Annotated in this window: 14 protein-coding genes; 3 read left to right on the plus strand and 11 right to left on the minus strand. The window is 69.3% G+C overall.

Going from position 1 to position 17,171, the window contains the following annotated elements:
* Position 1 precedes the first annotated feature (1 nt).
* From E8D38_RS19370 to E8D38_RS19400, 6 genes are all read right to left on the minus strand, one after another.
* Positions 2 to 1,831 (minus strand): DUF885 domain-containing protein, encoded by a 1,830-nt coding sequence (locus tag E8D38_RS19370; protein ID WP_140634559.1) that lies wholly within the window; start codon positions 1,829 to 1,831, stop codon positions 2 to 4.
* A gap of 75 nt (positions 1,832 to 1,906) precedes the next feature.
* Positions 1,907 to 3,601, minus strand: coding sequence for an alkaline phosphatase D family protein (locus tag E8D38_RS19375; RefSeq protein ID WP_140634561.1), 1,695 nt, complete (start codon positions 3,599 to 3,601; stop codon positions 1,907 to 1,909).
* A 314-nt stretch (positions 3,602 to 3,915) separates the two neighbouring features.
* A complete protein-coding gene (locus E8D38_RS19385) occupies positions 3,916 to 4,725 on the minus strand; it encodes a GSU2403 family nucleotidyltransferase fold protein (RefSeq protein ID WP_140634564.1) in 810 nt (269 codons plus the stop codon).
* Positions 4,722 to 5,933, minus strand: coding sequence for a hypothetical protein (locus tag E8D38_RS19390; RefSeq protein ID WP_140634565.1), 1,212 nt, complete (start codon positions 5,931 to 5,933; stop codon positions 4,722 to 4,724). Before E8D38_RS19390 ends, E8D38_RS19385 begins: the two co-directional genes overlap by 4 nt.
* 132 nt (positions 5,934 to 6,065) lie before the next feature.
* Entirely contained in the window at positions 6,066 to 6,458 is a 393-nt protein-coding gene (gene gloA / locus E8D38_RS19395; protein ID WP_140634566.1) for a lactoylglutathione lyase, read from the minus strand.
* Positions 6,455 to 6,991 carry a PaaI family thioesterase gene (locus E8D38_RS19400; protein ID WP_140634567.1) on the minus strand — a complete coding sequence of 179 codons (537 nt, stop codon included), beginning with the start codon at positions 6,989 to 6,991 and terminating at the stop codon, positions 6,455 to 6,457. The genes gloA and E8D38_RS19400 overlap by 4 nt, the downstream gene beginning before the upstream one ends.
* A 57-nt stretch (positions 6,992 to 7,048) precedes the next feature.
* Between E8D38_RS19400 and E8D38_RS19405 the strand changes: the two genes are divergently transcribed.
* On the plus strand, positions 7,049 to 7,507 hold the full coding sequence (locus tag E8D38_RS19405) for a MarR family winged helix-turn-helix transcriptional regulator (RefSeq protein WP_140634568.1): 459 nt from the start codon (positions 7,049 to 7,051) through the stop codon (positions 7,505 to 7,507).
* Complete coding sequence (locus E8D38_RS19410) at positions 7,500 to 8,732, plus strand: MFS transporter (RefSeq protein WP_140634569.1); 1,233 nt, start codon at positions 7,500 to 7,502, stop codon at positions 8,730 to 8,732. Before E8D38_RS19405 ends, E8D38_RS19410 begins: the two co-directional genes overlap by 8 nt.
* A 7-nt stretch (positions 8,733 to 8,739) precedes the next feature.
* On the opposite strand, the gene E8D38_RS19415 is transcribed toward E8D38_RS19410, so the two are convergent.
* The 4 genes from E8D38_RS19415 to E8D38_RS19430 all read right to left on the minus strand — a co-directional run bounded on the left by E8D38_RS19415 (position 8,740) and on the right by E8D38_RS19430 (position 11,873).
* The gene (locus E8D38_RS19415) at positions 8,740 to 9,525 is read right to left on the minus strand and encodes an SDR family NAD(P)-dependent oxidoreductase (protein ID WP_140634570.1); all 786 of its coding nucleotides are present in this window, start codon (positions 9,523 to 9,525) and stop codon (positions 8,740 to 8,742) included.
* Between the two features lie 87 nt (positions 9,526 to 9,612).
* A complete protein-coding gene (locus tag E8D38_RS29510) occupies positions 9,613 to 10,026 on the minus strand; it encodes a hypothetical protein (protein WP_181179265.1) in 414 nt (137 codons plus the stop codon).
* Positions 9,945 to 10,793: a PAS domain-containing protein gene (locus E8D38_RS19425; protein WP_140634571.1), complete on the minus strand. Its 849-nt coding sequence runs from the start codon at positions 10,791 to 10,793 to the stop codon at positions 9,945 to 9,947. The genes E8D38_RS29510 and E8D38_RS19425 overlap by 82 nt, the downstream gene beginning before the upstream one ends.
* A 120-nt stretch (positions 10,794 to 10,913) precedes the next feature.
* Positions 10,914 to 11,873, minus strand: coding sequence for an MBL fold metallo-hydrolase (locus tag E8D38_RS19430; protein WP_140634572.1), 960 nt, complete (start codon positions 11,871 to 11,873; stop codon positions 10,914 to 10,916).
* Between the two features lie 243 nt (positions 11,874 to 12,116).
* Between E8D38_RS19430 and E8D38_RS19435 the strand changes: the two genes are divergently transcribed.
* Positions 12,117 to 13,493: a DEAD/DEAH box helicase gene (locus E8D38_RS19435; RefSeq protein ID WP_140634574.1), complete on the plus strand. Its 1,377-nt coding sequence runs from the start codon at positions 12,117 to 12,119 to the stop codon at positions 13,491 to 13,493.
* Positions 13,494 to 13,573: 80 nt separating this feature from the next.
* On the opposite strand, the gene E8D38_RS19440 is transcribed toward E8D38_RS19435, so the two are convergent.
* Positions 13,574 to 16,627: a S8 family peptidase gene (locus tag E8D38_RS19440; RefSeq protein WP_140634576.1), complete on the minus strand. Its 3,054-nt coding sequence runs from the start codon at positions 16,625 to 16,627 to the stop codon at positions 13,574 to 13,576.
* Positions 16,628 to 17,171 lie beyond the last annotated feature (544 nt).

The following is a 17,171-nucleotide window of genomic DNA, read 5'->3' on the forward strand; positions in this document are numbered from 1 at the left end:
TTCAGCCCCTCTGCCTCGCGTTGATCCAGCGGTCGATCTTCGCTTCGAGCACGGCCAGCGGCATCGAGCCGCTGGCCAGCACCTGCTCGTGGAAGTCGGCCAGTGCAAAGCGCGACCCGAGCGCCGCCCTGGCGCGGTCGCGCAGTTCCTCGATCTTGATGCGGCCGATGGCATAGCCCAGCGCCTGGCCGGGCCACACCATGTAGCGCTCGATCTGCACCCGGCTGTCGCGCTCGGTGAAGCCGGTTTGTTCCTGGAAGTAGGCGATGGCCTGCTCGCGGGACCAGCCCTTGGCATGCATGCCGGTGTCCACCACCAGGCGCACCGCGCGCATCATGGCCATGCCGAGGTGGCCGAGGTGGGCGTTCGGGTCGTCGTACAGCCCCAGGTCGTAGCCCAGCGTCTCGGCATACAGCCCCCAGCCTTCGCCGAACGCGTTGTAGAAGTAGAAGCGCTGCAGCTTGGTCACCGGCAGTTCCTGCGCCAGCGCGATCTGGAAGTGGTGTCCCGGCTGCCCTTCGTGCAGGTAGAGCGAGGCCATGCGCGGCGTGGCATAGGCGGCCGGGTCGGTGATCACCGCGAAGAAGATGCCCGGCCGCGAGCCGTCGAGCGAGGGCTGGGTGTAGTGGTCGCTGGCGGTGTAGCGGGTGAGCTCGGGCTCCGGGCGGATCTCCAGCGGCGCCTTCGGCACGCGGCTGAAGAGCTGCGGCAGCTTCGTTGCGATGCGGCGGTTGAGCTCGGCATAGGCATCGAGCACCTGCTGCTCGGTCTTGTACGGATAGTTCTCGGGACGCTTCGCATGCCAGGTCAGGAAGTCCGCCAGGCTGCCTTCGAAGCCGTACTGCGCCTGCACCTCGGCCATCTTGCCGCGCAGGCGCTGCACTTCGCGCAGGCCCAGCTGGTGGATCTCTTCAGCCCCCATGGTGGTGCTGGTGTGGGTGCGCACGAACTGCTCGTACCAGGCGTTGCCGCCGGGCAATGCGGACCAGCCGGCACTGGTGCGGCTGCGCGGCAGCACCTCGCGTTCCACCGCGTCGGCCAGCCGCACGAGGGCCGGATGGAGCCGCTGCTCGATCACTCGCCGGTACTCGGCTGCGAGCCGGTCGCGGTCGGCGGCGGCAAAGCGCGCCGGCATGGTGGCGATGGGCGCGTGATACGGGCTCTTGTCGACTTCGGCGGGCGCCAGGTTGCGCAGCATGGGCAGCAGGCGCTCGATGATCGGCCGCGGGTGCACGATGCCGCGCTTCAGGCCTTCGCGCAGGTTGGCCACTGCCTGGTCGCACCAGGCCGGCAGCGCCCGCAGGCGGGAAAGATGCTGCTCGTAGTGGGCCACCGTGGCGAACATCGACAGGCCGCTGTCGGCGGCATTGGCCAACTCGAACGGCGGCTTGCCGGGGGTCTGGTCGAGCGGCAGCAGGTGGTCGGGGTGCTGCAGCTGCGCGAGCTGGTCCTGCGCGTGGTAGGCCAGCACGTCATAGGCGATCAGGTCGATTTCACCCAGCGCCTTGCGGTCGATGCGGCGCAGGTCGGCGAGCGTCTTGCGGTACAGCGCCGCGCGTTTCGCACGGTGGGCCGGCGAGATGTCGATCGGCAGGCTGGCGGCCTGCGCCGGCGTGGCGCTGCCCAGGCGGCTGGCCCAGAACGGGTCGGCATCGAGCAGGGCGGCGAAGTAGCGGTCGGCCAGCGCGGCCAGGCGCGCGGCCGCCGCCGATGACGGCGCCGTGGCGGTGCTGGCGCTGGTGGCGGCTAGCGCCCATGCAGGCGCGGCAAACGGGGTGGCGCAGGCTGCGAGCAGCAGCTTGCGACGGGCCGGGGTCACCGGTGCGTCCATGCGGTCTCCTCTGTCCTTGTGGGCTTGGAAGGCGCGGATCGTCGCACGCTTTTCCAGGCCGCGCAGGGCAGTGGGCTACGCCGCTTCGATGCGGCGCTGGCCGGCGCCGGGGCGCACTTTCAGCACCGGGTCGCTCGCCACGGTGAAGCTGCGGCTGTCGATCGTGTTCACATAGCGCCACTCGGCCCGCGCGTCGGCGGCCGTCGCGGTGAGCACCATGTAGCCGCGCCGGTGGGTGTCGCAGTACTGCAGCGGCCCGATCAGCTGGGCGAGCCCGGCGGCGAGCTGGGCCGGGTCCTGGCCGGCGAGCACTTCCTCCAGCCCCGGCGACGTGACGCCCGGCGTGGCGAATTCGACGCCCACCTGCCGGCCCTGCGCATCCTGCAGGTCGCTGGCCCAGGCGTTGTGCGTGTCGCCGGCCAGCACCACGAGGTTCTTGTCGAGCGCACGGGCCATGCCCAGCACCGTCTCGCGCGCGGCGGCATAGCCGTCCCAGGCGTCGAGGTTGTACGGGATGGACGGCTGGGCGAGGATGGCCTGTTCCTGCGGCGTGAGGGAGCCGGGGTCGGTCTGCGCGCGCGTGGCGATGTCGGCGTATTGCGCCACGCTGACCTGCTGCAAGGCGACCGGCGCCGGGATCAGCATGCGGCCCATCAGCACCTGCTGGCCCAGCACCTGCCAGGTGGCGGTGGACGCCTGCAGCCGGCCTTGCAGCCAGGTGGTCTGCGCAGCGCCCAGCAGCTGGCGGTCCGCCGCGGTCACGTCGGCCGCGAAGCGCGCCGCGTCGAAACCGTTGGCGGTCACGTAGGCGGCGATGTCGAGCTGCAGGTCGCGGCCGACCAGCCGGGTGTCGAGCATGTGCAGCGACACCAGCGAGCCGAAGTCGAACGAACGGTAGATGCGATCGGGTTGCGCGGCGTCGGGCAGCCGGATGGGCATCCACTCGTGATACGCCTGCAGCGCGGCCGCCTTGCGCGCCGCGAAGCTGCCTTCGGTGGCCTCGGTGTGGTTCTCGGCGCCGTTGCGCCAGGTGTCGTTGGCGATCTCGTGGTCGTCCCACACCGCGATGAGCGGCATGGCGGCATGCAGGGCCTGCAGGTCGGCGTCGCTCTTGTACTGCGCATGGCGCCGGCGGTAGTCGGCCAGCGCGAGGGTTTCGGTTTCCGGCACGCTCACCCGGCCGAGCGCGGCGGCGTTGCCCGAGGCGTAGCCGTCCTTCGGGTACTCGTACAGGTAGTCGCCCAGGTGCACGGCCGCGTCCACGTCGGCGAGCGCCGCTGCATCGGCATAGGCATTGAAGTAGCCGCGCGGATAGTTGGCGCACGAGAACACCGCGAGCTTCACCTGCTGAACCGCGCCCGCCGGCAGCGTGCGGGTGCGGCCGACCGGCGAGTGGGTGCCGCTGCCGAAGCTGAACCGGTAGAAGTAGCGCGTGCCCGGCTGCAGCCCGATGGCATCGACCTTGACGGTGTAGTCGCGCTCGGCGCCGGTGCTGGTGGTGCCTTGCGCCACCACGCTCGCGAAGGCGGCATCGGTGGCCACCTGCCAGCGCAGCTGCAGCGCCGCGTCGCGTGACGGCGTGGCGCGGGTCCACAGCATCACGCGGTCGGGCTGCGGGTCGCCGCTGGCCACGCCATGCGAGAACGCGACGGTGGTGTCGTCGTCGCCGCCGCCGCAGGCGGTGAGCGCCGTGCCGCCCACGGCCACCGTACCGGCGGCCAGGGTGCGGATGAAGTCGCGGCGATTGGGGGCGGGGGCGCGTCGTGCCATGTGCTTGCGGGCCTTTGTTCGTTGGGCCGCCTGCATGTGGCAAGCGGCAAGCCCGCGACCCTATCGGTCTCGCGTGAAGCTGGCGTGACGCGAACCTGCCGGGTCTACTTGCGCTCGATCAGCTCGATCTTGTAGTTGATTGACACGGCCATCTGGGCGGTCTGCAGGCCACCTTCAGCGGCCCGTCCCGTGTTCAGGTGCTTGAGCATCGAGTCCCTGCGAAAGGCCTGCCGCAGGCCCGCCGCAAACGTCGCTGCCGTTGCCAGGGCATTCGCGAAGCGCAACCAGCCGAGCCGGTACCGCAGGGCAAATGGCTAGCGCAGCATGTGCTCAAAGGCGTATCGGCACGTTGCCTGAATCTGTTCCGGCGACAGACTGCGACCCGCAGGAATGCGGGCGGCGTCGCGAACCATGTCGTTGACATCAGTGAACGTCTGCGTGCACAGTTTCCGCACTTCGTCGGCCAAGTGCCCGAGTGCGGGCGCGACACGCGCATGCCAATGCGCGTTGAAATCATCGAGCAGTGCGCCGAAGAGTTCGATCGTGTCGTAGATGTACAGCACGTCCTGGGCTCTCTTGTTGGCGGGTCGATCTTGCTGGATCAGGAACTTCTGGACCATGAAGCACAGCGGGTTGGGCACCAACACATCCATGCGGGCCGGCAGGGGAACGCCTTCCTGTGGCCCCATGCTGATCACCCAGGGATCGACGAGAAGGACGTCCAGGTGGCGGATCTTCTGCGCTGAAATGCCTGCCTTCGCCATGGTCGCGTCAGCTTCGCCACTTCGTTTGCGGCCGCTTCCCGCCAGGGGCGTCAGGAACTCGGCATAGAAGCCACCGGCCTCGTCGCCAAGCGTGTAGTGCGCTGCAGGAGGTCGATGATCACCGCTCAGCTCCTCACGGAATCCATGCTGCATCAGCGACTGCTTGATATCGCCTTCTATAGGCTCCTTGTTGGCAAAGGCGAGGTCTGTGTCGCGGGTGAACACGGGTGGGTAGTCCGGGCGATTTGCCCTCGGGTCCAGCCGGTAGAGGCGATGGCCCCACCCGCCTATGAAGATGAGTTGCTGACGCCAAGCAGCCACTGCCTGCACCAGTCTCGCGAAGGCCTCTAGATCGTTCATGCGCTTCGATTTGCGGCAATCGGCGAAAGAAGTTTCTCGTAGATCAGAGCGGCCTGTTCGGCGCCGCGTGCCGGATGGTGCATGACGTCCAGCCACGTCTGGATGACGTCGGTCACCATGAGCCCGTTTCGATCGATGGCCCCTCTGAACGTCGATTGCGGGAAAGGGGCTTGCCGCACGATCAGGTCCGGCCGCTCGGCGGGATTCGCCATCAGGCCAGACCAGTCCGACCCACCTACCTGAGGCAGCTTGCGGACGTAGATGTACGGGGGCACGCCGCTGACGTGCCCGAAACGCAGTTCATCGGCAGCGGCAAAGAGTCCCAGACAGGCGTCTTCCGGATGTTTGCGGAGCAAGCCTCGGATTTGCTGCGGGACGGGTGCCCTGAGAAGAAAGCGGCATGGGATCTCCGGACATGAACGCATGGAGGCGGCGGCCCAGCGGCGAAGCAGTTCTTCGCGACGCACCAGCCTCAGATGGGGGGATGAATCGCTTAGGTATCCTTCGGTGCGCAGTTGCTGCAGGAATCGCGATGCGCTCATCGCGGATACCTGCGCGGCTTCGGCCAGGTCGGAGCCGTTCCGAAACTGTTTCTTAGGGGCGTTCAGCAGGCCTTCGGGCAGTTCCCCTGCCAGGAGAAGCTTCAGCATCCACTGGTTGAGATCCGAGAACAGATTGACGGCCTGTTGGGGGCGAGCCGGCGCTGAACGCCTGGATTCCTCCGGCAATCGATTCAGCTCTTGGAACGCCTCGCCGCTGAAGTATTGTTCGCCGCGTCCCGAGATGAGGCCGACAGGCACGTCCTTCGCGAATCGCTTGACAAACGAGTCCACGTGCTTTGCCAACACGGGGGATGCCTCTGGCACATACACGATTGCAAGGGGGAGGGCGTTGTTGAACTCTTCGGCCGCGGTCTGGGCTTGAAGAATCGCCATCGAAAGCATCGGCAGGACGCGGTCTGGGCGGCTTTCAGAGAGTGCTTTGATCTCGACAACAAACCGTTGCTTGCCGCGTCGGATGATCAAGTCTGCGCCGTTTGGGACGTGATGCGGTACTTCCACGAACCACTTATGGGCGCGGAAGAAGTCGGCAACGTACTTCTCAGCAGGCACTGAGCGCCTGCTTGGCGACAGAGGGGCTGGCATGTGAGTTTGCTCGTTTAACGCGGCCATTTTATCTAACATGGCCGTTTTTTCAAACATGGCCATGTTATCGCTATCGGCTGTGGTCAACCGAGCGGCCTGTTCGTGTTGGCCGCACTGGCGGAAATCCGTGGCTGCTACCTGCCATACCTCCCGCCGCGCCAAGGCCGACGCCGGCGGGGAAACGGCGGTATCGCGCTAAGCCGCTGAATCCCTTTGAATGAGTTCGATCTTGTAGCCGTCGGGATCGGTGACGAAGGCGATCACCGTACTGCCGCCTTTCACCGGACCCGGCTCGCGGGTGACGGCCCCGCCGCCGGCGCGGATCTTCTCGCAGGCCGCATAGGCGTCCGGCACGCCGATGGCGATGTGGCCGTAGGCCGTGCCGAGCTCGTACTGCTCGACGCCGTAGTTGTAGGTGAGCTCGATCTCGGCATGTTCTGGGTTGCTGCCGTAGCCCACGAAGGCGAGCGAATACTGCTGCTCGGGCCGGTCGGTGGTGCGCAGCAGCTGCATGCCCATCACCTTCGTGTAGAAGTCGATCGAGCGTTGCAGGTTGCCGACGCGCAGCATGGTGTGTAGCAGTCTCATGATCTGGGTGGGGGGAGGTCGGAGATGAGGCAGGTCGTGCTCGCGTGAGCGTACAGCTTTCCGTCAACCCCCGTGAGCCGCCCCTCCGCCGTGGCGACCCGGCCGCCCGCGTGCACCACGTAACCCTCGGCCCGCACCAGCGGCACGCGGTCGGTCAGCGCACGCACCAGGTTCAGCTTCAGTTCCAGCGTGGTGTAGGCCTTGCCGGCCGGCAGCGTGGTGTGCACCGCACAGCCCACCGCCGAGTCGAGCAGCGTGGCATACCAGCCGCCGTGCACCGTGCCCATCGGGTTGTAGTGCCGCACCTGCGGCCGGCCCTGGAACACCGCGCGCCCCGGCTCCACCCGCAGCAGGGTGAAGTCCAGCGTGTCGCCGATGGGCGGCATCGGGATCTCGCCATTGAACATGGCCTGGAACATCTCCATGCCGGTGCGGCCGACCACCTGGTCGGGCCGCGCGATGCCGGTGCCCGGCATCAGCCTGGCGCGCAACGCGGCTTCTTCGGCTTCCCACTGGGCCTGCAGTTCATGCATCACGGTGCTCTCCTCGATATGCTTGCATATGCAATTGATGCATCTACAATAGTTTGCATGGAAGCCACCGTCAAGCCTCAGGGCTGCACCAACCTCAAGCTGCGGCAGCTCAGCCGCCGCGTCACGCGGCTGTACGACCGCGAGGTGGGGGTCACCGGCCTCAAGAACACCCAGTACTCGCTGCTGTCGCACGTGGTGCTGCTGGGCCCCATCCAGCCGTCGGCGCTGGCCGCGCGCATGAAGCTCAACGCCTCCACGCTCACCCGCAACATGCAGCCGCTCATTGCCCAGGGCTGGATCCGCCTGGAGCCGGGCGTCGATGCGCGCAGCCGCCTGCTGGTGGCCACCGACGAAGGCAAGGCGCTGCGCGCCGAGGCGCAGCGGGCGTGGAAGCGCGCCCAGCTGTCGCTCAACGAGCGGCTCACGCCGCAACGCGTGGTCAAGCTGCACGCGCTGATCGACGAATGCATGGCCTTGCTCGACGAGGCCGAAGACGAAGGAAGCTCCGATGAATGATTCCCGCCGGGTCGTCATGCCCGTGGCGCTCGTCCTGCTGGCTGCGGCCGGCACGTTCGCGCTGACCATGGGTGCGCGCCAGTCGATGGGCCTGTTCCTGCCGACGCTGAACACGGCCACCGGCCTCGGCATCGCGAGCATCAGCCTCGCGTTCGCCTTCGGCCAGCTGTGGTGGGGCCTCACGCAGCCGGTGGCCGGCATCGTGGCCGACCGCTATGGCGCCGGCCGGGTGCTGGTCGTCGGCGTGCTGCTGGTGGCGCTGGGCACGGCGCTCACGCCGTTCATGAACACGACCGCGGGGCTGGTGCTCGCCATCGGCGTGCTGGCCGCAGGCGGTGCCGGGCTCGCGGGGCCGTCGGTGCTGATGGCCGCCACCGCGCGGCTCATTCCGGCCGAACGGCGCGGCATGGCCACCGGCATCGTGAACGCAGGCGGATCGTTCGGGCAGTTCGTGTTCGCCCCCATCGCGCAGGCCGTCACGGCGGCCGCCGGCTGGGTGGCCGCGCTGCAGAGCCTGGCCTTCATCACGCTGCTCGCGCTGCCGGCCGCCTGGGTGCTGCGCGGGCATTCTTCGGCCGTGCAGCCCGCAGCGGGGCAGGCCACGCAGCACCTGGGCACCCGTGAGGCGATCGGCCGCGCGCTGGGCGACTCGAGCTACCGGCTGCTGTGCGCGGGCTTTTTCGTCTGCGGCTTCCACGTGGCCTTCATCGCCACCCACCTGCCCGGCGTGGTGGCGCAATGCGGCCTGCCGCCCGAAGTGGGTGCCTGGTCGCTGGCGGTGATCGGCCTGTTCAACATTGCCGGCAGCTTCGCGATGGGCTGGGCCGTCGGCCGCTGGCGCATGAAGTCGCTGCTGTCGCTGGTGTATGCGGCGCGTGCCGTCGCGGTGCTGGTGTTCGTGCTGTCGCCCAAGACGCCGGCGGTGATGCTGGTGTTCGCCGCGGTGATCGGCCTCACCTACCTGTCGACCGTGCCGCCCACCGCCGGCCTCGTGGCCAAGTTCTATGGCACGTCGCACATGGCCACGCTGTTCGGCCTCGTGATGCTGTCGCACCAGGTCGGCGGCTTCCTCGGGGCCTGGCTGGGCGGCAAGGCCTTCGAATGGACCGGTGCCTACGACTGGATGTGGTACGCCGACATCCTGCTGGCGGTGGCCGCGGCGCTGCTGCACCTGCCCATCCGCGAGGCTCGGCTGAAGCCGGTCGCCCAGGCCGCATCGGCCTGAGCGAGGCTCACACGGGCACGGTGTAGTTCAGGCTCAGCCGGCCGCCGTCGGCATAGACGATCTGCCCGGTCATGTAGCTCGAGGCGTCGCTGGCCAGGAAGGCCGCCACGTCGGCGATCTCGGCCGGCTCGCCCAGCCGCTTCATCGGCGTGCGGCCCATGATGCGCTGGCGCGACTCCTCGCTGGTGAGCACCGCCTTGGCCGCCAGCTCGGTGGCGATGGTGCCGGGCGCCACCGCGTTGACGCGAATGCCGCGGTCCACCAGCGCCAGCGACATCACGCGGGTGAGCTGGTTGATGCCGCCCTTGCTGGCGTTGTAGCTGGCGATGCTCGGAATGGCCATCAGGCCGTTGACCGAACTCATGTTGACGATGGCGCCGCTGCCTTGCCTGGCCATCTCGCGCGCGCAGGCTTGGCCGACGAGGAAGGCTCCCTTCAGGTTCACGTCGATCACCGCGTCCCAGTCGGCCTCGGTGATCTCGAGGAAGTCGGCCGCCTTGAAGATGCCGGCGTTGTTGACCAGCACGTCGATGCGTCCGAAGGCCTTGACGGTGGCGGCCACCGCGGCGTCGACCTGCACCTTGCGCGACACGTCGCAATGCAGGTAGATCGCCTGCCTGCCTTGCGCGGCGAGCTGCCCGGCCAGCGCCTGGCCGCGCGCATCGTCCACGTCCCACAGCGCCACCGGGGCGCCTTCGCGGGCGAAACGTTCGACGCATGCGGCACCGATGCCCTGGGCCGCCCCGGTCACGACGCAGACCTTGCCGGCCAGCGCGAAATTCACAGCGTTCATGTCGATGTCTCCAGCTGCAATGAAAGAAGCCCGCCTCGTGAGCGGGCTCGTGCGTGCCGCGCGAGTGTAGCCCTGGGGCCTGTGGCGTCAGGCCGGCTGCAGACCGTCGGCGGCCACCATGCCCGAAGCGCCGCCGCCGGCGTCGAGATGGAACACCTGCACGCTGCTGGCCACCGTGTCGGCCTGCCCCTGCAGCGCCCGTGCGGAGCCCGCCAGCTGCTCCACCATCGCGGCGTTCTGCTGGGTGATGACGTCGAGCTGCGCGACGGCCTCGTTGATCTGGGAGATGCCGGCGAGCTCCAGGCTGGCTGCCTGGGCTTCGGTGCGGGCGGAGAGGTCCTGGGTTGCCCGAGGCGATCTCGCGCGTGTTGGTGCACATGTTTTGCACCTCGGGTTGAGTGCCTGCGCAAGCCGCCCGATCAGGTCCTGCCGCTGGCAGGGCAGGCGTTGGGTGAGGAAACGGCCGCCTCGATGGAGCAGATCACCGGGGCGACGCGCCACAGCGCAGGCTCGGCCGAAAAGGCCGCCCAGCCTGCCCGGCACGCGCGGCTTCCACGGCCGCATTGGTCCCCGGCGGCCATGCGGTTGGCAAAGCCCAGCAGCTGGTGCAGCGGCGCCACCGCACGCCGGTGCAGGTGTGCAGCGGCAGCCGCCGCGGCCAGCAGCACCGCGCCCAGGGCCGGCATTGCAGCGCCACCGTCGGCGCGACCGGCGCAGAAGCCCAGCAGCGACACCAGCAGCAGCACGGCGTACAGCTGCCGGCCGATGCTCCACTCGAAGAGGCGCCGCAGGCGCCCGACGAGGTTGTCGCGCACCACGCGCCCGGCCTGCCGGCGGTGCAGCAGCACGCCGGCTCGGGCCTCGTCGCGCATCGTGGCGTAGAGCGCCTGCGCCGCGTCCACCTGCGCGGGCTGCGGGCAGGTGCGCACCGACATGTAGCCGATCGGGCGGCCGTCCTTCATGAGCGGCGTCACGTTGGCCAGCACCCAGTAGTGGTCGCCGTTCTTGCGACGGTTCTTCACCACTCCCAGCCAGGGCTGGCCCGACGCGATGTTCTGCCACATGTCGCGGAAGGCTTCCTCGGGCATGTCGGGGTGGCGGACGAGGTTGTGCGGCTGTCCCATCAGCTCTTCACGGCTGTAACCGCTCACCCGGATGAACGCCGGGTTGCAGTAGGTGATGCGCCCCTTCAGGTCGGTGGTCGACACCAGGGTCTGGTCGGGTTCGAGCGGAAAGCCGCGTCCGGTGACGGGCAGGTTGTTTCGCATGGGGACTCCCTCAAGTCGTGGTGGACGCCGTTGCCCTGGCAGGCCATCAGCGCCTTCACCGAGGGTTTCGTATGCACAGCGTGCGGACTTGAGTCGCCCCTGGGGTTTTCTTGCGGCAGGTCAAAGGATCCGTGCCACGCGGTCGAGCCAGACGCCCAGGCCCTGCGCATTGAGTTCGATGTCGGGCTCCAGCAGGTCGCTGTCGGCCCACGGGCTGCTGCGCTGCCGCAGCTCGGCGGCATGCAGGCCGCGCAGCGCTGCCTTGAGCGCCTCGTGGCGATCGCCCGCCGCGGCGAGAGGCCGGGCGAGCGTCACCATCGCATCGACCTGGCCGAGCAGCAGCCCGGCCAGGCGCGCGACCTCGGCTTCGCTGCCGCCGATCGCGCCGTAGTGCGTCACGTACATCCAGCGCGGCCGGCGCGCGAGCAGGCGCTGCACCGACGCATGCAGCGCCTCGGGCTCGAACTGCACCGGCGTGGCGGCCGGCAGCACATAGCGGCCGCCCGGCGTGTCGAGCTCGGGGTAGGAGATGCCGAAGGTGTCGCCGGTGAACCAGCCGCGGCTGGCTTCGTCCCAGATGCAGTGGTGGTGCCGGGCGTGGCCGGGCGTGTCGATGAAGCGCAGCGGCCGCCCGGCCAGCTCGAGCACGAGGTCGTCATGCGTCTCGAGCACGCGGCCGGCGTCGACGGGCAGCACGTCGCCGTAGGTGCGGGCCACTTCGTCGACGCCGTACACCGCACGGGCGCCGTCGAGCAGCTGGCCCGGGTCGATCATGTGACGCGCGCCGCGCGGGTGCACCACCAGCCTCGCTCGCGGCAGGTGCCGCATCAGCGCGCCGGCGGCACCGGCATGGTCGAGGTGGACGTGGGTCACGATCAGGTAGTCCACGTCGGCCGGCTCGAGCCCCTGGGCGCCGAGCGCAGCCAGCAGACGGGGCAGCGCATCGTTGGTGCCGGTGTCCACGTAGGCGGCGCGCCCGTTCTCGACGATGAGGTAGGCGGCATCGAATCGCGGGCGTATGAAGCCGGTGTCGATGACGGTGATGCCGTGCTCGCGAAATTCCAGGAACTCGGGACTCATGCGTGTGCTCCTTCACGCCCATTCTAGGAACGGCCCTGGCGGGAAAACCCTAGGTGTGCGAGAATCCGCGCCGGACTCGCCCCAATCAAGACGGGGCGAGTTTCTTTTTGCATCGTCACCAGTCCCGGCCTCGTCTTTCGATTCGAGAGCCATTGCACCTGTTGCATTCCGTCTGTTGGTCGATGTGTTCATAGACCAACCCGTGACGGACCGCGAGGCGCCACAAGCCCGCGGCATTGCTGCATGACGACGACCCTTTCCTTCGAGGCCCTCGGCCTCGCCGCTCCCTTGCTCCAGGCCGTGCAGGCCCTGGGCTTCGAAAAACCGACCCCTGTGCAGGCCGAGGCCATTCCGGCGGCCCTCCAGGGCGGCGACTGGATGGTGAGCAGCCAGACCGGCAGCGGCAAGACCGCCGCCTTCCTGCTGCCCGTGCTGCACAGCCTGCACCTGGAGAACGAGCAGAACCCGCCGGCCAGGCTGCCGCGCCCCGCCAAGGGCGGCTGGGTGCCGCGCAATGCGGCGCCGGCCGCGCCGCGCGCCGTGGTGCTGTGCCCCACGCGTGAACTCGCGCAGCAGGTGGCGGCCGACGCCATCGACCTGGTGCGCGGCAGCCGCGGCCTGCGCGTGGCCACCGTGGTGGGCGGCATGCCCTTCGGCAAGCAACTGGCCGACCTGCAGGGCGCAAGCCTCGTGGTCGCCACCCCCGGGCGCCTGCTCGACCTCGCCGAGCGCAAGCAGATCCTGCTCGACGCGGTGCAGGTGCTGGTGGTCGACGAAGCCGACCGCATGCTCGACCTCGGCTTCGCCGAAGACCTCGAAGCCATCCACACCCTGTGCGCCCAGCGCCGCCAGACGCTCATGTTCTCGGCCACCTTCGCGCCGCGCATCATGCGCCTGGCCGCCCAGGTGATGCGCGAACCCGGCCGCCTGGAACTGGCCACCGCACAGGACAAGCACGTCAACATCTCGCAGACGCTGCACTGGGCCGACAACCTGTCGCACAAGCGCGCATTGCTCGACCATTGGCTGCGCGACGTGGCGCTGGAGCAGGCGGTGGTGTTCACCTCCACCCAGGCCGACGCCGACATGCTGGCCGACACGCTGCAGCAGACCGGCCATGCCGCGGTGGCGCTGCACGGCGCCATGCCGCAGAGCGTGCGCAACCGCCGCCTGCAGAACCTGCGTGAGGGCCGCATCCGCATCCTCGTGGCCACCGACGTGGCTGCGCGCGGCATCGACGTGCCGAGCATCAGCCATGTCATCAACTTCGGCCTGCCGATGAAGGCCGAGGACTACGTGCACCGCATCGGCCGCACAGGCCGCGCCGGCCGCAGCGGCACCGCCATCACGCTGGCCGAGCACCGCGAGCGCCACAAGATCCGCGCCATCGAGCAGTTCACCCGCCAGCCCATCGCCGCCAGCACCATCGCAGGCCTGGAGCCCACGCCGCCGAAGCCGCGCGAGCCGAAGTTCAACGCCCGCCCAGGCCAGCGCCCGGGCCGTGACGGCGGCCGGCCGAACCACCACCGCGGCGGCCCTGGCCGCCCGGGCGGCGGCCGGCCCGAAGGCGGCCGCAAGTTCGGCGGCCCCCGCCGTGATGCCGGGGCCCAGGAAGGCTGATAGAGCCTCGCACCCATGAAAAAGGGCCGCTTGCGCGGCCCTTTCTTCTTGCGGCAGCCGAAGCTGCAGGCGAGGGGTCCTCAGCGGATCCGCACGATCTCCGCCTCGGTGCCCGCATTGCGGCGGAACATCATCAGCAGGCCGCGTTCACTGCTCTGCGTATCGGGCAGGGTGGCGGTCGTGAGTCCCAGCTGCGCGCCACTCCATGACGGCACGCTGCCGAACGGATCGCCCACCACGCCGAAGCGGGCCTGGCCCGGCGTGAAGCGCATGCCGGCGATCTCGTCCGTCACGGCGCCGGTGAAGTAGTTGTCGAGGGCCTGCACGCTGAAGTTGATGGTGGTCCCTGGTGCCACGCCCAGGTTCACCGGCCCGGCGGAGCTGTTCATCGGCACCGTGAAGATCATGTTGCCGGAGTTCAGGTCCGCATCGGCGTAGAACACGCCGGTGGCCGTGCCGGTGGCCAGGTTGCCCAGGTACACCACGTTCTGCCCGCTCGCGCTGAAGCCGCCGTTTTCCGCGTTGAAGACGAGGAAGTCGGGTACGCCGTCAGCGTTGGTGTCGATCAGCACGTCGAACTCGGCCGGATAGTTGGGGTGCGCGCGCCGGCCGTGCGTGTTGATGGCGAACTCGAGGTAGTCCGCGCCGAACACCGATGCCGGCAGGTAGCGCACGCCCACCGCCCGCAGGTCCACGAACGCGAAGTTGTCGCCCGAGCCCGGCAGCTCGCCGCGCGGGGCGCGCGGGTTGATGCCGGTGAGCGAAAACACGTCGTAGTCGCCCGCTTCGGTGCCGCGGTTGCGCAGCTTCACGTAGGTGCCCGCGCGGCCGTGGCCGGCGAGCGAGGCCTCGGTGTCGGCCGCCTTGCGCGGCAGCACGTGCCAGGGGATCGACAGCTTCTCGCTGCCCGCGGTCAGCGTGATGTGGCCGTCGTACTCGGGCCCGTTCAGCGCCGCGCCGTTGCCGCCCAGCTGGCCGCCGTTGAGCGTCCAGGTCGGCAGCTTGGACGGGTCGATGACGAGCCTGACCTCCAGCTCCTCGCGGCCCCGCCCGTCGACGTGCAGCCTGGGCTTGACCAGCACCTTCACCGCGCCGCTGGCCTGGTCGCCCGCATCGCGGAAGGTCGCCGCGACGCTGAAGTGCTTGTCGGCCTTGCCGAAGTTCTCGACCGTCAGCGTGCGCTCGAGCACCATCGGCCGCGAAGCCTCCACCGCCCCGAAGGACAGGGCCGACGACCGGGTGGCCCGGTGGTAGGCGACCGAGCTCAGCGCGATGGCGCGGTCCACCCGCAGCTCGCCCGCGCCGGTGCGCGTGATGGGGGCGAGCTCGCCGGGCGCGAGCGCCTGGCTGGTGTAGACCTTGGTCTCGGCGCTGTTCATCAGCATCGCCTTGATCTTCAGCGGCGAGCGGTTGGGGTGCGCCTGCAGCAGCAGGGCCACCGCGCCGGACACCATCGGTGCCGCACCGGAGGTGCCGCCGAACGGCGTCTGGCCGGTACCGGTGCCCACCTCGGCCGAGACGGAGGCGCCGGGAGCGCCGATCTCGGGCTTGATGGTCTGGTAGCTGACCGACGGCCCACGCGACGAGGTGCTGGCCATGCTGCCCGCCAGGGGGATGCTGGCCGACGGCGTAATGGACACGTTGACGGTCTGCCCGCCGCCGAGCTGGGCCTTGATGCGGCTCGCAAGCACCTGCTGGATCACCAGCGTGGGCGCGAACGACGTGCCGCCGCCGAACGAGAACGACACCGCATCGCCCGGGGCGACCAGGCCGATGAGCACCCCGGTGGCGCCGGCCTTGACGGCATAGTCCACCTTCAGGCTCACCGAGCAGGCGCCGCGGTCGATCAGCGCGATCTTGCCGGCCGGGCTGGCCAGCAGCGGGTCGGCCGGGCTCCCCGGGGCCACCGCGTCGGCCGGGCAGCCGCGGCCGATGAAGGCCACGTCGCCGGTGACGCCGGAACCCACCGGCGCCCAGTCCACCGTCGCCGTGTTGGCATACACGCCGGCGATGGCCGCCGGTGCGTTGACCACCAGCGGCTGCGCCTTCTCGCTGGGCACGGTGGTCTGCGCGACGCTGATGACCCCCGGTGCGATGGACGGCGAGCCCACCACGTAGGGCTTGTTCGAGCCGTTGCCGGCCGAGGCCACCACCACAACGCCGAGCTTCACCGCGTCGGCGGCCGCGTCGGTCAGGTCGTCCTGGAACTGGCCGTAGTCGGAGCCGAGCGACATGTTGATGACGTCCACCGCGTCGCTGGTATCGCCGTCGCCGTCCGGGTCGAGCGCGAAGTCCATCGCCTTGAGCAGCGCGATGCCGTTGCAGGATGAGCTGACCGCGCTGCAGGCCTTCACCGCCAGGATGCTCGCGCCCGGCGCCATGCCCTTGTGCGTGCCGTCGGTGCTCTTGCCGGCAATGATGTCGGCCACGTGCGTGCCGTGGCCGTCGAAGTCGATCGGATCCGGGTCTTCGGTGCGGGTGCCCACGACGGCGCCGTTGACGACGCCCCAGGTCTCGCCGACGAAGTCGTAGCCGCCCACCACCTTGGCGGTGGGGAAGAGACCGTCGGTCGTGGTGTTGCGCGGGTCCGCGTGGCTCGTGCCCCAGGCGGCCTCATAGGCTGCCGCGGTGCCTGCACCGCCGAGGTTGCGGTGCGTGTAGTCCACCCCGGAGTCGATCACCGCGACGCGAATGCCGGTGCCGTCCACGCCGCTCGCCTGCACGGCGGCGGCGCCGACATAGGGCACGGTTTCGGACAGCGTCATCTCGTAGTGCAGCACCGGCCGCACCTTGGCCACGCCGGACAGGGCGGCCAGCTGCGACAGCTGCGCCGCGTCGATGCGCACCGCAATGGCGTTGTGCGCCGTCTGCACGCGTGCGAGCTCCTTGCCGCCCAGCGAGCCGATGCGCCCGGCGAGGGCCGACTGCGCATCGGAGATCCGCTTGCGGTGGTCGGCCACGCCCTTGGCCAGCGAGGGGGCTGCCTTCATGGCGGTGCCTTCCATGCCGGCCAGGCCCGCGGCCTCGGCCAGTGCGGCGCGCTCGCCGGCCACGGAGTTCTGATCGAGGGATACCCATACGTCCACCGGCCCGCGCGCGCTGCGCAGGCGCGAGTCGAGTCGAGCCGGCAGCACTGCACCTTCTGGCGCCGGGACCCGGTGCGGGCCGAGGGCTTGTGTCGATGCGTCAGCCGCCTGCGAGGCTTTCGTCGCCGCGCCGGATGGGTCGGATGGTGAATCGTCGTTGCTGCCGCCGCCGCAAGCGACCAGCAAGCACGCCGCCGCACCCACCGCCAACGGTGAGAACAGTCTTTTCACGTGAACCTCCTTGGGAGTATTGAGGTTGAAGGCAGCACCCTGGTAGGGAGTGCGGGCCAGGACTCGAGGAGCGTCCACGGTTGGTGTCCGGGGGACGCATCCAAAGCCGGACGCCAATGGACCACGGCGCCCTGCACGCGTCAACGGGAGTGCTCCTGACAGAGGCGCCCGGGCGACGCCTTCTCCAACGTTCTAGGGGGGGAGGTGCATTTGCGCACTTGCGCGAGTGCGTTGCGACTGCTAGGGCCTGTTATTGAGCAGGCGGGTAAATGTCTAACAACCGGTCAGGCTGCCGCGTACCGAACATGAGGCGCTCCAAACAGGTTGGCGAGAACTGCCGGCTGCTTCTGCCGGCGGTGCA

Source organism: Methylibium rhizosphaerae, from assembly GCF_006386545.1.
GTDB lineage: Bacteria > Pseudomonadota > Gammaproteobacteria > Burkholderiales > Burkholderiaceae_C > Pseudorivibacter > Pseudorivibacter rhizosphaerae.

Bases quoted from the DNA above. Each gene is read 5' to 3' on its own strand.
- E8D38_RS19370 (WP_140634559.1), bottom strand. From the start codon at position 1,831: ATGGACGCACCGGTGACCCCGGCCCGTCGCAAGCTGCTGCTCGCAGCC.
- E8D38_RS19375 (WP_140634561.1), bottom strand. From the start codon at position 3,601: ATGGCACGACGCGCCCCCGCCCCCAATCGCCGCGACTTCATCCGCACC.
- E8D38_RS19385 (WP_140634564.1), bottom strand. From the start codon at position 4,725: ATGAACGATCTAGAGGCCTTCGCGAGACTGGTGCAGGCAGTGGCTGCT.
- E8D38_RS19390 (WP_140634565.1), bottom strand. From the start codon at position 5,933: ATGGCCATGTTTGAAAAAACGGCCATGTTAGATAAAATGGCCGCGTTA.
- gloA (WP_140634566.1), bottom strand. From the start codon at position 6,458: ATGAGACTGCTACACACCATGCTGCGCGTCGGCAACCTGCAACGCTCG.
- E8D38_RS19400 (WP_140634567.1), bottom strand. From the start codon at position 6,991: ATGCATGAACTGCAGGCCCAGTGGGAAGCCGAAGAAGCCGCGTTGCGC.
- E8D38_RS19405 (WP_140634568.1), top strand. From the start codon at position 7,049: ATGGAAGCCACCGTCAAGCCTCAGGGCTGCACCAACCTCAAGCTGCGG.
- E8D38_RS19410 (WP_140634569.1), top strand. From the start codon at position 7,500: ATGAATGATTCCCGCCGGGTCGTCATGCCCGTGGCGCTCGTCCTGCTG.
- E8D38_RS19415 (WP_140634570.1), bottom strand. From the start codon at position 9,525: ATGAACGCTGTGAATTTCGCGCTGGCCGGCAAGGTCTGCGTCGTGACC.
- E8D38_RS19425 (WP_140634571.1), bottom strand. From the start codon at position 10,793: ATGCGAAACAACCTGCCCGTCACCGGACGCGGCTTTCCGCTCGAACCC.
- E8D38_RS19430 (WP_140634572.1), bottom strand. From the start codon at position 11,873: ATGAGTCCCGAGTTCCTGGAATTTCGCGAGCACGGCATCACCGTCATC.
- E8D38_RS19435 (WP_140634574.1), top strand. From the start codon at position 12,117: ATGACGACGACCCTTTCCTTCGAGGCCCTCGGCCTCGCCGCTCCCTTG.